Origin of the sequence: Ensifer sp. Root278 (assembly GCF_001429285.1) — a bacterium.
Taxonomy (GTDB): Bacteria; Pseudomonadota; Alphaproteobacteria; order Rhizobiales; family Rhizobiaceae; genus Ensifer.
The window spans coordinates 97,661-116,763 of record NZ_LMJJ01000044.1 but is presented as its reverse complement, the minus strand read 5'-3'; the positions used below and the strand labels follow the sequence as shown (position 1 = coordinate 116,763).

Annotated in this window: 17 protein-coding genes; 4 read left to right on the top strand and 13 right to left on the bottom strand. The window is 62.2% G+C overall.

What is annotated here, in order from left to right:
* Positions 1–3: 3 nt before the first annotated feature.
* From ASE60_RS32245 to cysG, 3 genes are read right to left on the bottom strand one after another with little or no spacing between them, the layout of a single operon-like run.
* Positions 4–1,674 carry a nitrite/sulfite reductase gene (locus ASE60_RS32245; RefSeq protein ID WP_057255699.1) on the bottom strand — a complete coding sequence of 557 codons (1,671 nt, stop codon included), beginning with the start codon at positions 1,672–1,674 and terminating at the stop codon, positions 4–6.
* A gap of 14 nt (positions 1,675–1,688) precedes the next feature.
* Positions 1,689–2,003, bottom strand: coding sequence for a DUF2849 domain-containing protein (locus ASE60_RS32240; RefSeq protein ID WP_057255696.1), 315 nt, complete (start codon positions 2,001–2,003; stop codon positions 1,689–1,691).
* A gap of 10 nt (positions 2,004–2,013) precedes the next feature.
* Entirely contained in the window at positions 2,014–3,474 is a 1,461-nt protein-coding gene (cysG, locus tag ASE60_RS32235) for a siroheme synthase CysG (RefSeq protein WP_057255694.1), read from the bottom strand.
* Between the two features lie 231 nt (positions 3,475–3,705).
* Between cysG and ASE60_RS32230 the strand changes: the two genes are divergently transcribed.
* On the top strand, positions 3,706–4,293 hold the full coding sequence (locus ASE60_RS32230; protein WP_057255692.1) for a nucleoside deaminase: 588 nt from the start codon (positions 3,706–3,708) through the stop codon (positions 4,291–4,293).
* Positions 4,294–4,298: 5 nt separating this feature from the next.
* Positions 4,299–5,132, top strand: coding sequence for a nucleoside triphosphate pyrophosphohydrolase (gene mazG, locus ASE60_RS32225; RefSeq protein WP_057255690.1), 834 nt, complete (start codon positions 4,299–4,301; stop codon positions 5,130–5,132).
* A gap of 80 nt (positions 5,133–5,212) precedes the next feature.
* Here mazG and hflX read toward each other — a convergent pair whose 3' ends face one another.
* From hflX to dusB, 9 genes are all read right to left on the bottom strand, one after another.
* Positions 5,213–6,538 carry a GTPase HflX gene (gene hflX, locus ASE60_RS32220; protein WP_057255688.1) on the bottom strand — a complete coding sequence of 442 codons (1,326 nt, stop codon included), beginning with the start codon at positions 6,536–6,538 and terminating at the stop codon, positions 5,213–5,215.
* Positions 6,539–6,616: 78 nt separating this feature from the next.
* On the bottom strand, positions 6,617–6,859 hold the full coding sequence (gene hfq / locus ASE60_RS32215; protein WP_003535434.1) for an RNA chaperone Hfq: 243 nt from the start codon (positions 6,857–6,859) through the stop codon (positions 6,617–6,619).
* A 109-nt stretch (positions 6,860–6,968) separates the two neighbouring features.
* Positions 6,969–7,832: a D-amino-acid transaminase gene (locus tag ASE60_RS32210; protein ID WP_057255686.1), complete on the bottom strand. Its 864-nt coding sequence runs from the start codon at positions 7,830–7,832 to the stop codon at positions 6,969–6,971.
* Between the two features lie 11 nt (positions 7,833–7,843).
* A complete protein-coding gene (gene trkA, locus ASE60_RS32205; RefSeq protein WP_057255685.1) occupies positions 7,844–9,220 on the bottom strand; it encodes a Trk system potassium transporter TrkA in 1,377 nt (458 codons plus the stop codon).
* Positions 9,221–9,267: 47 nt separating this feature from the next.
* A complete protein-coding gene (gene ntrX / locus ASE60_RS32200) occupies positions 9,268–10,632 on the bottom strand; it encodes a two-component system response regulator NtrX (protein ID WP_057255682.1) in 1,365 nt (454 codons plus the stop codon).
* Positions 10,622–12,892, bottom strand: coding sequence for a PAS domain-containing sensor histidine kinase (locus ASE60_RS32195; protein WP_057255680.1), 2,271 nt, complete (start codon positions 12,890–12,892; stop codon positions 10,622–10,624). The genes ntrX and ASE60_RS32195 overlap by 11 nt, the downstream gene beginning before the upstream one ends.
* A 222-nt stretch (positions 12,893–13,114) precedes the next feature.
* A complete protein-coding gene (gene ntrC / locus ASE60_RS32190) occupies positions 13,115–14,569 on the bottom strand; it encodes a nitrogen regulation protein NR(I) (protein ID WP_057255678.1) in 1,455 nt (484 codons plus the stop codon).
* Positions 14,566–15,717, bottom strand: coding sequence for a nitrogen regulation protein NR(II) (locus tag ASE60_RS32185; protein WP_057255676.1), 1,152 nt, complete (start codon positions 15,715–15,717; stop codon positions 14,566–14,568). Before ASE60_RS32185 ends, ntrC begins: the two co-directional genes overlap by 4 nt.
* Positions 15,714–16,757 (bottom strand): tRNA dihydrouridine synthase DusB, encoded by a 1,044-nt coding sequence (gene dusB, locus ASE60_RS32180; RefSeq protein ID WP_057255674.1) that lies wholly within the window; start codon positions 16,755–16,757, stop codon positions 15,714–15,716. The genes ASE60_RS32185 and dusB overlap by 4 nt, the downstream gene beginning before the upstream one ends.
* A 201-nt stretch (positions 16,758–16,958) precedes the next feature.
* Between dusB and ASE60_RS32175 the strand changes: the two genes are divergently transcribed.
* Both ASE60_RS32175 and ASE60_RS32170 read left to right on the top strand, forming a co-directional pair.
* Complete coding sequence (locus tag ASE60_RS32175; RefSeq protein ID WP_348272252.1) at positions 16,959–18,164, top strand: bifunctional 2-C-methyl-D-erythritol 4-phosphate cytidylyltransferase/2-C-methyl-D-erythritol 2,4-cyclodiphosphate synthase; 1,206 nt, start codon at positions 16,959–16,961, stop codon at positions 18,162–18,164.
* On the top strand, positions 18,164–18,661 hold the full coding sequence (locus ASE60_RS32170) for a CinA family protein (RefSeq protein ID WP_057255671.1): 498 nt from the start codon (positions 18,164–18,166) through the stop codon (positions 18,659–18,661). Before ASE60_RS32175 ends, ASE60_RS32170 begins: the two co-directional genes overlap by 1 nt.
* On the opposite strand, the gene ASE60_RS32165 is transcribed toward ASE60_RS32170, so the two are convergent.
* Positions 18,649–19,098 carry a type II toxin-antitoxin system RatA family toxin gene (locus ASE60_RS32165; protein WP_057255670.1) on the bottom strand — a complete coding sequence of 150 codons (450 nt, stop codon included), beginning with the start codon at positions 19,096–19,098 and terminating at the stop codon, positions 18,649–18,651. The two genes, ASE60_RS32170 and ASE60_RS32165, sit on opposite strands and share 13 nt — an antisense overlap.
* Positions 19,099–19,103: the final 5 nt, after the last annotated feature.

Sequence of the window (19,103 nt, the reverse complement as noted above, 5' to 3'; positions counted from 1 at the left end):
GCCTCAGGCAGCTTCCTGCGCACTGCCGTAGAGCGCGTCCTTGAAGGGTTGCGGGCCGACGCGGCGATAGGCTTCGAGGAAGGTCTCTTGCCTGTCGCGGCGCAGTCCCAGATAGGTGTCGACGATCGTCTCCACCGCGTCGGTCACCTTCTCCGGCTCAAAGCCGCGGCCGATGATCTCGCCGATGGACGTGTTCTCGTCGCCGGAGCCGCCGAGCGTGATCTGATAAAGTTCCGCACCCTTTTTCTCGACGCCGAGCAGGCCGATATGGCCGACATGGTGATGACCGCAGGCGTTGATGCAGCCGGAGATCTTGATCTTCAGCTCGCCGATCTCGGCCTGGCGCTCGGGCGAACCGAAGCGGGTCGAAATCTCCTGGGCCACCGGAATGGAGCGCGCATTGGCGAGCGCGCAATAGTCCAGCCCGGGACAGGCGATGATGTCCGTGATCAGGCCGGCATTGGCGGTGGCGAGACCGGCGGCAACGAGCGCACGGTAGACCGGTTCAAGATCGGCCAGTGCCACATGCGGCAGGATGAGGTTCTGCTCATGGCTGACGCGGATTTCGTCGAAGGCATATTCCTCGGCGATATCGGCAACGGCATCCATCTGCGCGTCGCTGGCGTCACCCGGAATGCCGCCGATCGGCTTCAGCGAGATCGTCACCATGCCGTAGTCCGGGTGCTTGTGCGGCTGCACGTTCTGCTGCACCCAGCGGGCAAAGTCCGTATCGGTTTTCTTCCAGCGTGCAAGGCTTTCCCAGCCCTCGGCGCGGTTTTCGAGGGCGGGCGGCGCGAAGTAGGTGGAGATTGCCTGAATGTCGGTTTCCGGCAGCTTGAGCTCGGTGTCCTTCAACGCCGCGAACTCGACTTCGACCTGACGCGACAGCTCCTCGGCACCGGTTTCGTGCACGAGGATCTTGATGCGCGCCTTGTACTTGTTATCGCGACGGCCATGCAGGTTGTACACGCGCATGATCGCCGTCGTATAGGACAGCAGGTCCTCTTCCGGCAGGAAGTCGCGGATCTTCTTGGCGATCATCGGCGTGCGGCCCTGGCCACCGCCGACATAGACGGCAAAGCCGATGCGGCCGTTCTCGTCCTTCTTCAGGTGGAGGCCGATATCGTGGACCTGGATCGCGGCGCGGTCGCGCTCGGCACCGGTCACGGCAATCTTGAACTTGCGCGGCAGGAACGAAAACTCCGGATGCACGCTCGACCATTGTCTGAGGATCTCGGCGTAAGGCCTTGGATCGGCAACTTCATCGGCAGCCGCACCCGCGAAGTGATCGGCGGTAACATTGCGGATGCAATTGCCGGAGGTCTGAAGCGCGTGCATCTCGACGCTTGCCAGTTCCTGCAGGATATCCGGCGTGTCCGACAGGCGCGGCCAGTTGTACTGGATGTTCTGGCGCGTGGTGAAGTGGCCGTAGCCGCGGTCATACTTGCGCGCGATATGGGCAAGCATGCGCATCTGGCGGCTCGACAGCGTGCCATAGGGAATGGCGACGCGCAGCATATAGGCATGAAGCTGCAGGTAGACACCGTTCATCAGGCGCAACGGCTTGAAGGCATCTTCGGCGAGCTCGCCGCTCAAGCGGCGCTCAACCTGGTCGCGAAACTGCTCGACGCGGGAGGAAACGAAGGAATGATCGAATTCATCGTAACGGTACATCGGTTATCGGTTCCTCAGGCAGCGTGTTTCGGGCCGGCCAGGCCGTTGTAGCCGGCAGCATAGGGGATCGACGGGCCTTCGGCACGAATGCGCTCGCGCATGCGCAGCGGGCGAAGCGTGCCGTTGACCTCTTCGACGTCGACCACATTGGCATCGACGACTTTGTTGTCGTCGAAAGCCTGTTTGCCGGTGGCTTCGAGCGCCGTCACGGCCTCAGCATGGCGGGCGATGAAGGCATCCTGAAGCGATTCGACCCAGTTGCCCGCAGCATCCAGCCAGACGGAAATGCCGTCCGAAAGCCTGTTTGCCGTCAAAACCTTGCTCACCATGACCTCTTCCTCAGTTCAAAATCTGTTCGTTACGCCCCAGGGCGACTTCAACGATTCTCTTGGCATCGCGTGCCTTGCCGACGACCAGCGGCTCGGACCGCTCGAAGTTGGCGCCTGCGACGGCGTCGCCGATGATGACCATGACGGGACCCGAAAGCTCAGTCCGGTTTTCCAGGTCCGGAAGGTCCTTGAGCGTGCCATGCAGCAGGCGACGATCCGCGCGGCTGGCATTCTCGATCACCGCGACCGTGGTTTCCGCAGGCAGACCCGCCTGCATCAGACGCTCGGCGACGGAGGCCGCGACCGTGCGACCCATATAGACAGCGATCGTCGCGCCAGAAACGGCAAGCCGCGCCCAATCGGGTAGGACCTCGCCAGTCAGATCGTGACCTGTCGTGAAGACCAGCGACGATGCGACACCCCGAAGCGTCAGCGGCAGTTCGAAATCAGCGGCAGCGGCGAAGGCGGAGGTGATGCCCGGGACGATCTCGTAGCTGATACCGGCTTCGCGGAGGGCAGCCATTTCCTCACCAGCGCGGCCATAGACCAGGGGATCCCCGGATTTCAGCCGAACCACGCGCTTGCCTTCGGCCGCGAGCGTCACGAGCAACTGGTTGATCTCACCTTGAGACTTAGTGTGGCAGCCCTTGCGCTTGCCAACAGAGAGACGCTCGGCGTCACGGCGGCCCATATCGACGATCGCCTGCGGTACCAGCGCGTCATAGACGATCGCATCGGCTTCCATCAACACGCGCTGGGCGCGCAGGGTCAACAGGTCTTCGGCACCCGGACCGGCGCCAACGAGCCACACGTGGCCCGGCGCCTTCTCGGGCGCATCGAGCAGACGTGAAACCTCACGGCGGGCAGCGGCCAGATCACCGCCGGCGACCTTATCGGCAACCGGCCCCTGGAAGAACCGGCGCCAGAAGAGCCGACGCGCCACGCCACGCGGCACCAGGCGATCAACCGCCTCGCGGTAGCTTGCCGCGAGCGAGGCGACGACTCCGAGCGACGGCGAAAGAAGCTGATCGATCTGGGCGCGGATCATCTGCGCGAGCACCGGGCCCGCACCTTCCGTACCGATGGCAACGGCGACCGGCGCGCGGTTGACGAGCGCGGGGGTGAAGAAATCGCAATAGTCGGGCTGGTCGACGGCGTTGGCCGGGATCTTGCGATCGCGCGCGGCAGTGACAATACGGCGATCCTCCGCGGCGTCGCCGGTTGCAGCGAAGACGAGGATGGCGCCGTCAAGCTGCTCGGCTGCGAAGGCAGCCCGAACATGTTCAACGCCGCGGTCGCGCAGATACTGTGCAAAATCCGCTTCAGGCTCGTCGGCAAAGACGACGAGAGACGCTTCGGTATTCAACAGCAGCCGCACCTTCGCAAAGGCCTCGTCGCCATTGCCGAACACCGCCACGCGCTTCTGCGCAACGCGAAAGAATGCTGGGAAAACGGCGAGCTGCTGCGTCATGGTCTGGCAAACGGTTCCTTCTACAGGCTGCGCCGAATATCCCGCATGGGGCACGACATTTGAAGGAACAGAAATTTCATTGCCTTTCCGGGCACGTATTGTTTTGCTCGGCGGTGCATCATTTTGAGCAAATATCTCCGAGGTCACCAAAACGCCTGCCCTTCCGCAGCCATTGCGCGGCGGGGGCAACCTCCGTTAAATGCGGTCACTGACCCGCCGGAGATGCAAGACATGACCCAATCGGACCTCGCCGAACGGCTTTTGACCGTAATCGAGCAGGATATCCTGCCGCTCACCGAAAAGGGTGTCGCTGCCGGAAACAAGGTGTTCGGCGCCGCGATTCTGCGCAAATCCGATCTGTCGTTGGTGCTGGCCGAAACCAACAATGAGACGGAAAATCCGCTCTGGCATGGCGAGGTCCACATGCTCAAGCGTTTCTACGAGATGGCGGAAAAGCCCGATACCCGCGACCTCATCTTTCTGTCGACGCACGAGCCCTGCTCCATGTGTCTTTCGGCCATCACCTGGGCCGGGTTCGACAATTTCTATTACTTTTTCAGCCATGAGGATTCCCGCGACAGCTTCGCGATCCCGCATGATCTCAAGATCCTGAAGGAAGTCTTCCGGCTGGAGCCGGGTGGCTATGCACAGGACAACGCCTTCTGGCATTCGGCCTCGATCGCCGCGCTCGTCAGGGATGCCGACCCCGTGACCAAGGCGCGGCTCGCCGAACAAGATTCGCGCATTCGCGCCCGCTACCAGAGCCTTTCCGACAACTACCAGTCGGGCAAGGATCACAACGCCATTCCGCTGAACTGAGATCCATGGAACCTTCACGCGATATAAAACGCCTGCTCGATATCATGGCCGCGCTCCGGCAGCCGGAAACCGGTTGCCCCTGGGACATCGTCCAGACCTTCGAGACGATCAAACCCTACACGATCGAGGAAGCCTATGAGGTTGCCGATGCCATCGAGCGCGGCGACATGCACGACCTCTGCGACGAACTCGGCGATCTGCTGCTGCAGGTGGTGTTCCATGCCCGGATGGCGGAGGAAGCCGGCGACTTTGCCTTTGGCGACGTCGTCGAAGCGGTGACGCGCAAGATGATCCGCCGCCATCCGCATGTCTTTGCCCGCTCCGAGGCCGATACGCCTGAAGCGGTCAAGTTGCAGTGGGACGAGATCAAGCAGGCCGAAAAGGCTGAGCGGCAGGAAAAGCGCGCTAAGCGCGGCCTTCTTCCGGACTCCGCCGCAAGCCATCTCGGCTCGGTCCAGCGCTCGTTTCCGGCACTGGTCGAGGCCCTAAAGCTGCAGGAACGGGCTGCCAAGGTCGGTTTCGATTGGTCGGAGCCCGAGCCTATTCTCGATAAGATCGAGGAAGAGATCGGCGAATTGCGCCAGGCGCTGCGCGAAAAGGACCGCGCCAAGGTCAGCGATGAACTGGGCGACCTGATTTTTGCGGTGGTTAATATCGGCCGTCATGTCGGGACCGATCCGGAAATGGCCCTTCGCGGAACCAACACCAAGTTCCGCCGCCGCTTCGCCCATATCGAGCGCGAACTCGGCGACGCCGGCGAGACGCTGGATGGCGCGACGCTCGAGCGGATGGAAGAGCTTTGGCAGGCGGCGAAGGCGATCGAGCGGCAACTCGGCTAAGGCAATCGGGAACGCATATATCCTATGCGTTCCCTCGCGCGAAAGCTGAGGTCAACAGTGAGCGAATCGGAAGCGCAGGCTTACCAGTCTTCCTCAACCGGCTTTGGCCCGTTTCCGAGACGGCGTTCCAGATCGGCGGCCTCGTTTTCGGTCAGCCTGAGTTCAAGGCTCACACGCCCGTCCTCCAGGTCCTCACGGCCATCGACGATGGCGTGCTGATAGACCCAGGGCAGAAGCTGCAGCTGATCGATGCCGAGCACGACGGTGCATTCGGTCAGCACGCCTGACAGGCGGCGACCAATTTCGCCTAGCAGCTCATCGACGCCCTCACCGGTGATGGCGGAAACGGCGACCGTATTGCCCGAGGTTGCCGCCTTGCTCTGCAGCGCCTCACGCGATTCGGTATCGAGCCGGTCGATCTTGTTCCAGACCTCGATGAGCCGTTCGGAGGCTTCCTTCTCGTCGATGCCGAGATCGGCGAGAATGCGAAGTACATCACTTGCCTGCGCCTGGTTGTCCGGGTCGGAGAGATCGCGCACATGCAGGATCAGGTCCGCTTCCAGCACCTCTTCAAGCGTCGCACGGAAGGCGGCGACCAAGTGCGTCGGCAGATCGGAAATGAACCCGACCGTGTCGGAGAGGATGACCATGCGGCCATGCGGCAGCTTCAAGCGCCGAAGTGTCGGATCGAGCGTCGCAAACAGCATGTCCTCGGCCAGAACGCCCGCCCCGGTCATGCGATTGAAAAGCGTGGACTTGCCGGCGTTGGTATAGCCGACGAGAGCGACGATCGGATGCGGCACCTTCTTGCGCTTGGAACGGTGCAACTGCCGGGTGCGGCGGACCTGCTCCAGCTCGCGCTCGAGCTTGACGATGCGGTCCTGCAGCAAGCGCCGGTCCGCCTCGATCTGGGTTTCACCCGGACCGCCCATGAAGCCGCCACCACCGCGCTGACGCTCAAGGTGGGTCCAGCTTCGAACCAGGCGCCCTTTCTGGTAATTGAGATGGGCGAGATCGACCTGCAGCGTGCCTTCCTTGGTGGAGGCGCGGCGACCGAAAATCTCCAGAATGAGGCCGGTCCGGTCGATGACCTTGGCGTTCCATTCCTTTTCGAGGTTGCGTTGCTGCACCGGCGTCAAGGGATGGTCGACGATCACCAGGCCAGCATCGAGCTCGACGAGGATGTGACCGATTTCCTCGATCTTGCCGCTGCCGAGCAGCGTGCCTGGCTTGGGCTGCGACACCGGAACGATGGCGCCATGCACGACTTCCAGATCGATCGCCATCGCCAGACCGGTCGCCTCTTCAAGGCGACTTTCGTCGGTACGCGTCGTTGTAGTCGAGAGGATGTCTGCGGACTGCCTTCCGGTCTTCTTCAAGACCGGAACGATGACAACCGCGCGCATGTCGTCGCGGAGCTTCTCGAGCTCCGGAATGATCGACGACGACTTTGAATCCCGCTTGGTAATGTGCCTAACGTCCCGTCAGGATGCAGCTTCTTCGTTCTCGAACATCTGCAGCGGCTGGCCGGGCATGATGGTCGAGATTGCGTGCTTGTAGACCAGTTGCGAGTGGCCATCGCGACGCAACAGGACGCAGAAATTATCAAAAGACGTCACGACGCCGGTGAGCTTGACACCGTTGATAAGAAAAATTGTCAATGAAATCTTTTGCTTGCGGACCGTGTTGAGAAAGAGATCCTGCAAGTTTTGAGAACGTTCCGCCATCGCGCCGCTTCTTTCTTATTTGCCGGCGTTTCGCGCCGGTGCATTTTTGTCGATATCTGCAATCAGAGGCGCCACAAGTACCTTCCCCGACACCTCTTTAAGTTTGGTATCAAATCAATGTCTTTTCCGCAACGCCGAAAAAGGCTTCACGAATATTCTGTGCTATGCTTCCCGGATGCCCATTGCCGATCGGCCTGCCGTCCACCGAAATCACCGGAAAGCAGATGCTGGTGGCAGCGGTAATGAAGACCTCGCGCGCCGCGAGCATTTCCTCGACCGAGAACGCTCTCTCCTCGACCTTGAGCCCAAGTGGCCCCGCCACATCCATCAGGGTGGTGCGGGTGATACCCTTCAGGATTCCGTGCTCGGCCGGACGCGTGCGCAGGGTTCCGTCGCCATCGACGATCCAGACATTGGTCGCGGCGCCCTCCTTCACCGTGCCATCGGCATCGACGAAAATTGCCTCCTGGGCACCCTCCTCCTTCGCCTTCTGGCGGGCGAGCACGTTGGGAAGGAGCCCGACGGACTTGATGTCCACCCGGTCCCAGCGGTTTTCCGGTACGGTGATCGCGGCGATCCCATGCGTCGCTTTTTTGGCGATGGCCTCGGCATCGATGCGCTTCGCCGTCACCACGATCGTCGGCATCGTCTCCTTGGCCGGAAACACATGGTCACGGCGCGCCACGCCGCGCGTGACCTGGATATAGAACAGACCATTCCGGACCCGGTTGCGCCGAACCACCTCTCGAATCACATGCACGAGCGCCGCCCGGCTCATCGGCCGGTCGATGCGCAGTTCACGAAGCGAACGGTCGAGGCGATCGAGATGCCGGTTGAGATCGACGATGTAACCATGGCGTATCTCGCAGACTTCGTAGACGCCGTCCGCAAATTGATAACCGCGGTCTTCGATATGGATGCCGGCGTCGGCATGCGGCACGTAGGCACCGTTGACATAGGCAATTCTCGGCATGGATCTCGGCCCTAGAAGTACTGGATGCTGACGCGGAAAAGCTGTTCGACGTGCCGTACGGCATCGGCGGTGGCAAAGAGCACGACACGGTCCTTCGCCTTGATCTTTGTATTGCCGTCCGGACGAATAAACGTCTTGTCGCGATAGAGTGCACCGATGCGGATGCCTTCGGGAAGATCGAGGTCACGCAGGGCCCTGCCAACCAGCGGCGAGGTTTCCAACGCTTCGGCCTCGATCACCTCGGCCATGCCCTTCTGCACCGCATAGACCGCGCGAATGCGCCCCTTGCGGACATGCTGCAGCACGCGCGAGATGGTAACGGCACGTGGGTTCACATAGGCGTCGACGCCAGCCGTGCCGGCAAAATCCTGATAGGACGGTTCGTTGATCAGCACCAGCGTCGACTTGGCGCCCAGCCGCTTCGCCATCATGCTGCCGAGAATGTTGATCTGGTCGTTGTTGGTCAGCGCCACCACGAGATCGGCATCCTGAACGTCAGCCTGGGCCAGAATCCGTTGATCCATCGCCGAACCGTTGAGCACAACCGTGTTGCTCAGCTTATCCGCCATCACCACCGCCCGGTCGCGATCGCTTTCGATCAGTTTCACCCGGGTCCGCGGCTGATGCTCCTCGATGGCCTTGGCAACGAAGTAGCCGACATTGCCGCCACCGAAGATGATGATGCGCCGCGCTTCCTGCTCCTCATGGCCAAAGAGCGCCAAGGTCCGGCGGGCGTGGTCCCGGTCGCAAACGACATAGGCGATATCGCCGGCCTGCAGCTGGTCATCCGAATGCGGCGCCATGACCTTGCCGTTGCGGAAGATGCCGGTAACTGTTGCAAGCAGATCGGGGAACAGTTCGCTCAGCTGCTGGAGCGGCGTGCCGACGACCGGGCAATCTTCCAGGCACTCGAAGGCGACCATGGCGATACGATCTTCGGCGAAACGCACGACGTCGATCGCGCCGGGAAAGGAAATACGGCGCAGCACCAGCCGCCCAACCTCGACTTCGGGCGAGATGGTGACGTCGATCGGCACGTTCTCACGTGAAAACAGGTTCGAATACTCGGGCGCGAGATAGCTTTGCGCCCGGATGCGCGCGACCTTCGTCGGCACGTTGAAGATCGCATGGGCCACTTCACAGGCGACGATATTGACCTCGTCGGAGAGCGTGACGGCAATCAGCATGTCGGCCTGGTCGGCGCCGGCCCTGGCCAGCACATCCGGATGCGCACCGTGGCCGACATAGCCGCGCACGTCGAGGCTCTCGGTGATGTTGGCAATCAGCGTCGCCGAGGTATCGATCACCGATACGTCGTTATCTTCCTGCGCGAGCCGCTCGGCAATGCCGTACCCCACCTGGCCCGCACCACAAATGACTACCTTCATGTCGTACTTTCAGCTGGGAGCACTGCCGCGATGGCCGGAAAAATGCCTCAGACGCCCAGCGATTTGAGCTTGCGATGCAGCGCCGACCGCTCCATTCCGACAAATTCCGCCGTGCGCGAAATATTACCCCCGAATCGGTTGATCTGCGCGATCAGATAATCACGCTCGAACATTTCGCGAGCCTCGCGCAACGGCAACGTCATGATGTGCTGGTCGCCCTGCGCGGAGATCTTCGGCAGCGTATCGCCCACCTCCGTCGGCAGCATGTCTGCGGAAATCGGCGTGTCCGGACCGTCGCTGCGGGCAAGAATCATCAGGCGCTCGATGTTGTTGCGAAGCTGGCGGATGTTGCCGGGCCAGTCGTGGGCCTGGAGCACGGCCAGGGCATCGTCGCCGATCTTGCGCGGACGAATGCCGGCCTGTTCGCTGACCTGGCGCATGAACATGTCGACGAGGAACGGAATATCCTCGCGCCGCTCGGCGAGCGCCGGCACGCGCACCGGAATGACGGCAAGCCGGTGGAACAGGTCTTCGCGGAACAGGCCCTCGGAGATCATGTTTTCGAGATTGTAGGCGGTCGAGGAGATGATCCGGACATCGACCTTGACGCGCTTGGTACCGCCGACACGCTCGAACTGCTGGTCGACGAGCACCCGCAGAATCTTGTTCTGCGTCTCGCGCGGCATCTCGCCGATTTCGTCGAGATAGAGGATGCCGCCATGGGCTTCCTCGAGCGCACCAGTGCGGCGTGGCTGTCCCGGCGTTCCCTCGGTTCCGAACAGCGCAATTTCCATGCGGTCCGGCGTGATTGCCGCCGCGTTCAGCGCCACGAAAGGACCGGTCGACCGCGTCGACTTGCGGTGGATCATCCGCGCGACCAGTTCCTTGCCCGATCCTGACGGCCCCTGGATCATGATGCGGCTGTTGGTCGGCGCGACCTTCTCGATCGTCTGACGAAGCTGCGACACGGCAACCGACGTCCCGATCAGTTCGACCGGATCGCCGGACTTCTTCTTCAGCTCCGAGACTTCACGCTTGAGCTTCGAGTTTTCCAGCGCCCGCTCGGCAATCAGGATCAGCCGGTCGGCCTTGAAGGGCTTCTCGATGAAATCGTAGGCGCCACGCTTGATGGCGTTGACGGCGGTCTCGATATTGCCGTGACCGGAAATCATGACGACGGGGAGGTCCGGATAGCGCCCCTTGATCTCATCGAGCAGCGCCAGGCCGTCGAGCCGGCTTCCCTGCATCCAGATATCGAGGAAGACCAGGCGCGGCACGCGATCGCTGATCGCCGCCAGCGCACTGTCGCTGTCGAAGGCGGTGCGGGTTTCGTGCCCTTCGTCAGAGAGGATACCCGAGACGATCTCGCGGATATCTTCCTCATCGTCCACAACCAGAATATCAGCGGCCATCGCTCGCACCCTTATCCTTCAAACTGTCTTCGCCCCCGGTTTCTCCGGCAGGCGGCAGGACCACGCGGATCATCGCCCCGACACCGCCGTCAAAATCGGCTGGCGCGTCGTGCAACTCCAATTGTCCGCCATGGTCCTCAATGATCTTCTTGACGATGGCGAGTCCCAGGCCCGTGCCCTTCTCGCGCATCGTCATGTATGGCTCCAGAATCCTGTGTCGGTTCTCCGTCGGCAGCCCCTTGCCGTTGTCGATGATATCGACGACAAAGCGACCCGTTGCCACGTCGGTTCGTGCTCGTGCGACAATCCTCGGATGGCCGCGCACCGCATCGGCCGGCACCGCTTCGATCGATTCGACCGCGTTCTTGACGATATTGCCAAAGGCTTGGCCGAGCATTCGCCCGTCGAACATGCCCTCGAGCGGCTCTTCACCGAGGTCCCGCACGAATTCGATGTGATTGTTGCCCATCTCGCGCAGGAACACGGCATCCTTCAGGATCGCGCGGAGATCCGCCTTCTCCTTGGTCGGCTTCGGCATGCGCGCAAAAGCCGAGAACTCGTCGACCATGCGGCCGATGTCTTCCACCTGGCGCACGATCGTATCGGTGCACTGGTCGAAGATAGCCTTGTCTTCCTGGTTGATCTGCTTGCCATAACGGCGCTTCAGGCGTTCGGCGGAGAGCTGGATCGGCGTCAGCGGGTTCTTGATCTCGTGCGCGATGCGGCGCGCCACATCGGCCCAGGCCGTCGAGCGTTGGGCGATGACGAGGTCGGTAATGTCGTCGATGGTGATGACGTAGGATTCGTTCGCTTCGCCACCCTCTTCGCGCGTCACCTGAACGTTAAGCGTCCGCTCGGTTCCGCCGCGCATGATATTGATCTGCTTGCGGTAGTCGTTGCGATGGCGGCTTTCGGCCTCCACCAGAACCTCTTCGACTTCCGGCGCCACCGTGCGCAGGTCCGCGCCGAGGAGCTCAGGCGCCGCCTTCTTCAGGAACTCTTCGGAAAACGAGTTGACGATGGTGATCTGTCGATCGCGCCCGACACCGATCACCGCCGCCGTCACGCCTGAAAGAACAGCCTCGATGAAACGACGGCGATGGTCGACTTCGTCCTTGGCCTCCAGGATCTGTTCCTGCTGGCTGCGGATTTCCGAGACCATCTTGTTGAACGTGCGCGACAAGTTACCAACGTCGCCGTCGACGGCACGGACCGGCACGACGACATCGAGATTGCCGGAGGCGACACTGTCGGCAGCGCCGATCAACTGGCGAATGGGCCGGACGATCCGGTCGGCAACCGCGATTGCGGTCCAGATCGCAGCCAGGAGAACGATGAGCGCAAACCCGATATAGAGAACACCGAAGGCGATCTGCGTGAAGGTTCGACCGGCCTCAAGCATCTTGTACTCGGCCGTGTTCTCTTCCATCAGCCGCAGCGAGCGCATCACTTCCGGATCGACATTGCGAACCGTGTAGAGATAGGTGCCCGGAATGTCGTCGAGCGGAATGACAGCCCCGACAAGGTTGGTGACCCCTGGCGGAATCAGCGTCGGCTGACCGGATACCGAGCTTTTCAGTGCGTCCGGCGGAATGGAGGGCAGCGGACGGTCCGTGGAGATGTTGGCCTGAATTATCGCGCTGCCATCAGCACGAACCAGGAATGCGCCAAGCATGCCGCGACCGCGCGCCTGGCGGGTCATGAGTTCCGTGAAACCGGTGCGGTCGAGGCTGTAGAGCTGCCGGTTGCGTTCGAGGTCGTTCGCCATCGACACGGTCTGGCCCTGCAGATAGCTCGCATTTTCGAGCACATAGGCCTGGGCGACGTTGATCGACGAGCGGACGATCGCCTGCGTCCGCAGCGAAAACCAGCGATCGAGGCCGACGTCGAGCGTGATGCTGGCAAAAATCGCGACAAGAACCGCAGGCGTGATCGCCACGATCGAAAACAGCGCAACGATGCGCACGTGAAGGCGCGCGGCGGCGCGGCCTTTGCGTCGGGCGCGTAGCAGCCGCAGGATTTCGCGGGCGATCAGATAGATCAGGCCAACGACGAACAGGCTGTTGATGGCAGCGCAGGCGATGACGACATTTCGCTCGAGCCGTATCGGCGTCAATCCGAGGAGGACGAGCAGCGAGACAGTGGCGCAGATCAAGGCACCGGTCGCCAGCATCAGCCCCGGCAGGGCAAAGGACGCGCGCCGGTCCTGCGCCGCGAGTCCCTCATCTGTGCCCAGCGGCAAGGCCATTGCGTCCACCATGAAAAGCGTTCCCCCAACCGGCGCCAGCCGGCGACGGCATCACTTGCTAGCATTCTCTGGTCAAAGGTTGACCTCGCCGCCCAAATGGGCTGCCGCGTTGCCCCCCCAGTCAATCAATTGGGTCAAATCGATTGAACGAGACGGCAACGACACGCGATTGGGCGATCGTCACACGTTCAAGCAACGCATTGTGGCGAAAATGCAACGGTGGCCGTGTCCAAGTCAAGCGCTGCGTGAGCTGCGATAGACTGAAACGCCGAGTTCGCGGATTTTCTTGCGCAGCGTGTTACGGTTGAGGCCGAGCAAATCGGCCGCCTTGATCTGGTTACCACGGGTTGCGGTGAGCGCCGCAAGGATCAGCGGATACTCCATTTCGGCAAGCACTCGATCGTAAAGGCCGGCCGGAGGCAAAGCTTCGCCGAAGCTTGCGAAATACTGGCGCATGTTTTCTTCGACGGCCTGCGAAATGGTGAGCGATCCGGGCCGCGCCGCGGTCTTTTCGATAGGGCTGTCCGGTATCTCGGAACGCAACTCGTTTTCGATGATCTCGCGGGTGATCACGTCCTGTGGATAAAGTGCCGTCAGGCGCCGCACCAGGTTTTCCAACTCGCGCACGTTGCCCGGCCAGGCATGCGCCTTCATCAGTTCCAGCGCTTCATGATCGAAGCGCTTGACGTCGAGCCCTTCCTTTTCGGCCTGCTGGACGAAGTGACGAACGAGATCCGGAATATCCTCCGCCCGGTCACGTAGCGGCGGCAGACGCAGCGGCACGACGTTGAGGCGGTAATAGAGGTCTTCGCGGAACAGGCCCTGATTGATCGATTGCTTCAGGTCCTTGTTGGTCGCCGCCACGATGCGCACGTCCGAACGGATCGGCGTGCGGCCGCCAACGGTCGTGTATTCGCCCTGCTGCAGGACGCGCAGCAGGCGGGTCTGTGCGTCCATCGGCATGTCGCCGATTTCATCGAGGAAGAGCGTGCCGCCCTCGGCCTGTTCGAAACGACCGGTCGAGCGCACCTGGGCACCGGTGAAGGCGCCCTTCTCGTGGCCGAAAAGCTCCGATTCGATCAGATCGCGCGGGATCGCCGCCATGTTGATCGCCACGAACGGACCGTTGCGGCGTTTGCCATAATCGTGCAGCGCGCGGGCGACGAGCTCCTTGCCGGTGCCGGACTCGCCGGTGATCATCAGCGTCAGGTCCGTCTGCATCAGGCGCGCCAGCACCCGGTAGATTTCCTGCATCGCCGCCGAACGGCCAACCAGCGGCATGCCGTCCTGGGTGTCGTCGTCGAGCTTGGCCGGCCGGCGCTTGGGCTCCGACAGCGCCCGGCCGATGATGCCGATCAATTCGGTCAGGTCGAAGGGCTTCGGCAGATAGTCGTAGGCACCCTTCTCCGAAGCCTTGATCGCCGTCATGAAGGTGTTCTGGGCACTCATGACCAGCACCGGCAGATCGGGGCGCGCCTTCTTGATGCGCGGCAGGAGATCGAAGGCATTCTCGTCGGGCATGACAACGTCGGTCACGACAAGATCGCCGTCGCCCGCCGCGATCCAGCGCCAGAGCGTCGCCGCATTGGAGGTGATGCGGACATCGTAGCCGGCGCGGCTCAGCGCCTGGTTCAGCACGGTGCGAATGGCGGCATCGTCATCCGCAACGAGGATCGTGGCACCCGTCATGCAAGGCTTCCTTTTGTCATCGGCATGTCGTCTTCATCCGCTGCCTGGCCTTTGGAGGCCGGCATCAGGACACGGAAAGTGGTGCGGTTCTGCTGGCTGTCGCATTCGACGATGCCGCCATGGGCACCGATGATCTTGGCGACCAGCGCCAGCCCCAGGCCGGAACCGTTGGTCTTGGTGGTAATGAAAGGATCGAAGAGCAGCGGCAGCAGGTCGGACGGCACGCCCGGTCCATTGTCGTGCACGCAGAATTCCAGCGGCAGCGAGATCTTCTCGCGAGTCCCGGCGACCGACAGGCGGATACCCGGCCTGTAGGCCGTCGTCAGCACGATCTCGCCATCGCTGCGGTCGCCGATCGCTTCGGCCGCATTCTTGATCAGGTTAAGGAACACCTGAACCAGTTGGTCGCGGTTGGCATAGACGGGCGGCAGAGACGGATCGTAGTTCTCCGCAAACTTGATGTATCGGGCAAAGCCTGCCTTGGCGATCGCCTTCACATGGTCGAGCACCGAATGGATGTTCAGCGGCACGCGATCCACGGGGCGCTCGTCGGAAAACACCTCCATGCGATCGACCAGCGAGACGATGCGGTCGGTCTCATCGCAGATCAGACGCGTCAGCGCCCTGTCTTCGTCATTGGCGGAGGTTTCCAGCAGTTGGGCGGCACCGCGGATGCCCGAAAGCGGGTTCTTGATTTCGTGCGCCAGCATCGAGGCAAGCCCGGTCACCGAACGGGCAGCACCACGATGGGTCAGCTGCCGGTCGATCTTGTCGGCCATCGAGCGCTCCTGGAAGACGACGACGACCGAGCCCGGCTCGGAAAGGACCGGGGCGACATAGAGATCGACGAGCTTGTCGGCGCCGAGACGCGGCGAACTCAGGTCGACGCGATACTCGTTGACCGGCGCCTTGCGCTCGCGCACCTGTTCGATCAGGGTCAAGAGCGGGCTGCCGAAGGGGATGAAGGCGCTGATGTTGTGGCGCGCCAGATGATTGGCGCTCGCGCCGAAAAACGATTCGGCTTCCCAGTTGGCAAACGCGACCAAACCATTGGCATCGACCAGAATCACCGGATTCTGAATGGCGTTCAGAACCGCCATCGACAGACCGTTTGCGGCCGTATCGGGAATGCTCGGTTTCTCGGTCATGCGGCCATTCCTTCCGCGACCGCCTCGCCGTCCAGCTTGGCCGGAGCCGCGTCGAGTATCACGGCGCTTGCCCTGTCGCAGACGAAACGGGCATCAGTCGATGTCAGGATCGCTGCCTTTTCCGTGCCTGCGATATCAGGGGCAAAGCGGTCAAGATACCAGGCGACATGTTTGCGCGCGTGCCGCACGGCCACGTCGACACCATAGAATTCGAGCATCATTTCGTAGTGCTCCGCAAAGATATCGGCGATCTCCGCCTGCGACGGGTGCTCAACGGCACCGGCAAGAAAGCCGACGTGCCACGGGCGCCCCTGCGACGAACGCCCGGCCATGACGGCATCAGCGCCCGACCGGCGGAGAATCTCTTGCGCGTCGGCGATCGTCTCCACGTCGCCATTGGCGACCAGGGGGACGGTAATGACCTCGCGGACCGGGCGAATGGCATCCCAATCCGCCTTGCCGTTGTAGAACTGCATGCGTGTACGGCCGTGCACGGTAATCGCCTTAACCCCGGCGTCTTCGGCGCGCTTGGCAATCAGCGGCGCGTTGATCGAGTTCTCGTCCCAGCCAAGCCGCATCTTCAACGTCACCGGCACTTCGACGGCATCGACTGTCGCCTCAACCAGCGACAGCGCGTGATCGGGATCGCGCATGAGTGCCGAGCCGGAGTAGCCACCCGTCACCTTCTTGGCCGGGCATCCCATGTTGATGTCGATGATATCGGCACCATTGTCTGCAGCTATCTTGGCGGCTTCCGCCATCCAATGGGCCTCACGGCCGGCAAGCTGAACGATATGCGGCTTGATGCCGGAGTTCTTGAGCCGCGCCCACGATTCAGACGCATTGCCGACCAGTTCGCGGCTCGCAACCATCTCGGTCACGACGAAGCCGGCACCATAACGCCATGCAAGCCGCCGGAACGGCAGATCGGTAACGCCGGACATAGGGGCGAGCGCAACGCGATTGCGCAGTTCGATAGTCCCGATCCGGAGCGGAGACGAAAGAGCCGGAATTGGCAAATGCATATCTTTCAGGCACATGTTGTTCCTGCACTATTTTTAGACATTGTTCTCGGGCTTGCCAAGCGATTTCGGCGCCTTGCGCAAATTTCCCGGTTTACAGCGCCGCGCGTCTTTCAAGACGCGCCAAGGTGGCCGTAAGAAACGAGAACTGCTGGCAAAGCGCGACCCTTCGCGGTACATCACCGCGAAGATCGGCGAATGCGGGACCTCATACAGAAGATGCAGCCTCAAGAACAGCTTAAGTGCGGCGTGGTGATCGTTGCGGCCGGACGCGGCGAACGTGCCGGGCAGTCCGCCGAAGGCCCAAAGCAGTATCGAACCATCGGCGACCGCCCCGTTATCGCCCATACGCTTGACACTTTCGCGACATGGCCGGGCGCCGGCCCGATCGTCGTCGTCATCCATCCGGACGACGAGGCCCTGTTCGACGCCGCACGCAAACGCTCGGTGGCCGGCGATGTGATCATCGTCCATGGCGGCGCGACCCGGCAGATCTCCGTGCTCGCCGGCCTCGAAGCCCTGGCTGAAACTGGCGTCGGTCATGTGATGATCCACGATGCGGTCCGTCCCTTTGCCGATCACCCGTTGCTTTCGCGCTGCGCAGCGGCGCTCGGTGGCGAGGTCAAAGCCGCGTTGCCGGCGGTCGCCGTCGCCGACACGCTGAAGCGCGCAGGCAAGGATGGCGTCGTACTGGAGACGGTGCCACGCGACGGTCTCTATGGCGCGCAAACACCGCAGACCTTTGATCTTCCGGCCATTCTTGCCGCCCACCGGGATGCAGCCAAGAGCGGCCGCACCGATTTTACCGACGATGCCTCGATCGCCGAATGGGCCGGTCTCAAGGTCGTCCTCGTCGAGGGCACGGTCGACAACGTCAAGCTTACGCTGAGAAGGGATATCGCCATGGCCGACGAGAAACTCACGCGCACCACCCTGCCGGATGTGCGCACCGGCAACGGCTACGACGTACACCAGCTCATCGAAGGAGACGGCGTCACGCTCTGTGGCGTCTTCATTCCGCACACGAAAAAACTCTCTGGCCACTCCGATGCCGATGTGGCGCTGCATGCGCTCACCGACGCGCTGCTTGCCACCTGTGGCGCCGGCGACATCGGCGACCATTTCCCGCCTTCCGACCCGCGATGGAAGGGCGCGCCGTCGCGCATCTTCCTTGAACATGCCGCACGGATCGTGCGCGAGCGCGGCGGCATCATCACCAATGCGGACATCTCGCTGATCGCCGAGGCGCCGAAGGTCGGCCCGCATCGGCTGACGATGCGCGAGAACCTTGCAGACATGCTCGGCATCTCGCTCGACCGCTGCTCGGTCAAGGCAACGACGAACGAACGCCTCGGCTTCGTGGGCCGCGATGAAGGCATTGCCGCCATCGCCACGGCGACCGTCGTCTATGGGAGCCTTTCGTAATGTGGCCCGCCGATATCGAAGTCAAAGCCGGTGAGATCATCGCCAAGTTCACGGCGCGGGACCTCAAAGTCGCCACCGCCGAATCCTGCACCGGCGGCCTGATCGCCGGGGCGCTGACCGAGATTTCCGGTTCGTCCGCGGTCGTCGATCGCGGTTTCGTCACCTACTCCAACGAAGCGAAGGTAGCGATGCTTGGCGTCGAGACCGCAACACTTGCGGCCCATGGCGCCGTTTCGCGGGAGACAGCAATTGAGATGGCGCGTGGCGCCCTCTCGCATTCGGCAGCGGATTTCGCCGTTGCCGTCACCGGCATTGCCGGTCCCAGCGGCGGTTCGGCTGAAAAGCCGGTCGGGCTCGTGCACCTTGCGGCATCCGGGCGAAACGGCGCGATGCTGCACCGGGAGATGCGCTATGGTGATATCGGCCGCAGCGGCATCCGGCTTGCGACCGTCCGCACCGCGCTCGACATGCTCATGGAAATCGCTCAGGCCGTATAGATGCTGTCGGCGCGCTTTTCGAAGGCGTCGGAGAACATGCGGAAGGCGCGGTCGAACATCGATCCCATCAACGCGCCGAGAATGCGGCTCTTGAACTCGTAGTCGATGTAGAAATGCACGATCGACTGCCCCTCGCCCGCGGGTTCGAAGCGCCAGCGGTTGTCGAGATATTTGAACGGCCCGTCGATGTATTTGACTTCGATCGCGCGCTCGGCCTTGTTCAACAGCACCTGCGTCGTGAAAGTCTCGCGGATCGCCTTGTAGCCGACGGTCATGTCGGCCAGCAGCAACACCTTGCCGTCGCGCTCCTTGCGCGTGCGCACCGTCAGTGCCTCGCAGAGCGGCAGGAATGCGGGATAGTGCTCGACATCGGCAACCAGATCGAACATCTGGTCCGCGGTATGCTTGACGACATGGTTGGTTTCGAAATGCGGCATGATCG

What these genes read in the sequence shown, in the direction of transcription:
- ASE60_RS32245 (WP_057255699.1), bottom strand. Translation starts at nt 1,674, where the DNA reads ATGTACCGTTACGATGAATTCGATCATTCCTTCGTTTCCTCCCGCGTC.
- ASE60_RS32240 (WP_057255696.1), bottom strand. Translation starts at nt 2,003, where the DNA reads ATGGTGAGCAAGGTTTTGACGGCAAACAGGCTTTCGGACGGCATTTCC.
- cysG (WP_057255694.1), bottom strand. Translation starts at nt 3,474, where the DNA reads ATGACGCAGCAGCTCGCCGTTTTCCCAGCATTCTTTCGCGTTGCGCAG.
- ASE60_RS32230 (WP_057255692.1), top strand. Translation starts at nt 3,706, where the DNA reads ATGACCCAATCGGACCTCGCCGAACGGCTTTTGACCGTAATCGAGCAG.
- mazG (WP_057255690.1), top strand. Translation starts at nt 4,299, where the DNA reads ATGGAACCTTCACGCGATATAAAACGCCTGCTCGATATCATGGCCGCG.
- hflX (WP_057255688.1), bottom strand. Translation starts at nt 6,538, where the DNA reads ATGCGCGCGGTTGTCATCGTTCCGGTCTTGAAGAAGACCGGAAGGCAG.
- hfq (WP_003535434.1), bottom strand. Translation starts at nt 6,859, where the DNA reads ATGGCGGAACGTTCTCAAAACTTGCAGGATCTCTTTCTCAACACGGTC.
- ASE60_RS32210 (WP_057255686.1), bottom strand. Translation starts at nt 7,832, where the DNA reads ATGCCGAGAATTGCCTATGTCAACGGTGCCTACGTGCCGCATGCCGAC.
- trkA (WP_057255685.1), bottom strand. Translation starts at nt 9,220, where the DNA reads ATGAAGGTAGTCATTTGTGGTGCGGGCCAGGTGGGGTACGGCATTGCC.
- ntrX (WP_057255682.1), bottom strand. Translation starts at nt 10,632, where the DNA reads ATGGCCGCTGATATTCTGGTTGTGGACGATGAGGAAGATATCCGCGAG.
- ASE60_RS32195 (WP_057255680.1), bottom strand. Translation starts at nt 12,892, where the DNA reads ATGGTGGACGCAATGGCCTTGCCGCTGGGCACAGATGAGGGACTCGCG.
- ntrC (WP_057255678.1), bottom strand. Translation starts at nt 14,569, where the DNA reads ATGACGGGTGCCACGATCCTCGTTGCGGATGACGATGCCGCCATTCGC.
- ASE60_RS32185 (WP_057255676.1), bottom strand. Translation starts at nt 15,717, where the DNA reads ATGACCGAGAAACCGAGCATTCCCGATACGGCCGCAAACGGTCTGTCG.
- dusB (WP_057255674.1), bottom strand. Translation starts at nt 16,757, where the DNA reads ATGTGCCTGAAAGATATGCATTTGCCAATTCCGGCTCTTTCGTCTCCG.
- ASE60_RS32175 (WP_348272252.1), top strand. Translation starts at nt 16,959, where the DNA reads ATGCAGCCTCAAGAACAGCTTAAGTGCGGCGTGGTGATCGTTGCGGCC.
- ASE60_RS32170 (WP_057255671.1), top strand. Translation starts at nt 18,164, where the DNA reads ATGTGGCCCGCCGATATCGAAGTCAAAGCCGGTGAGATCATCGCCAAG.
- ASE60_RS32165 (WP_057255670.1), bottom strand. Translation starts at nt 19,098, where the DNA reads ATGCCGCATTTCGAAACCAACCATGTCGTCAAGCATACCGCGGACCAG.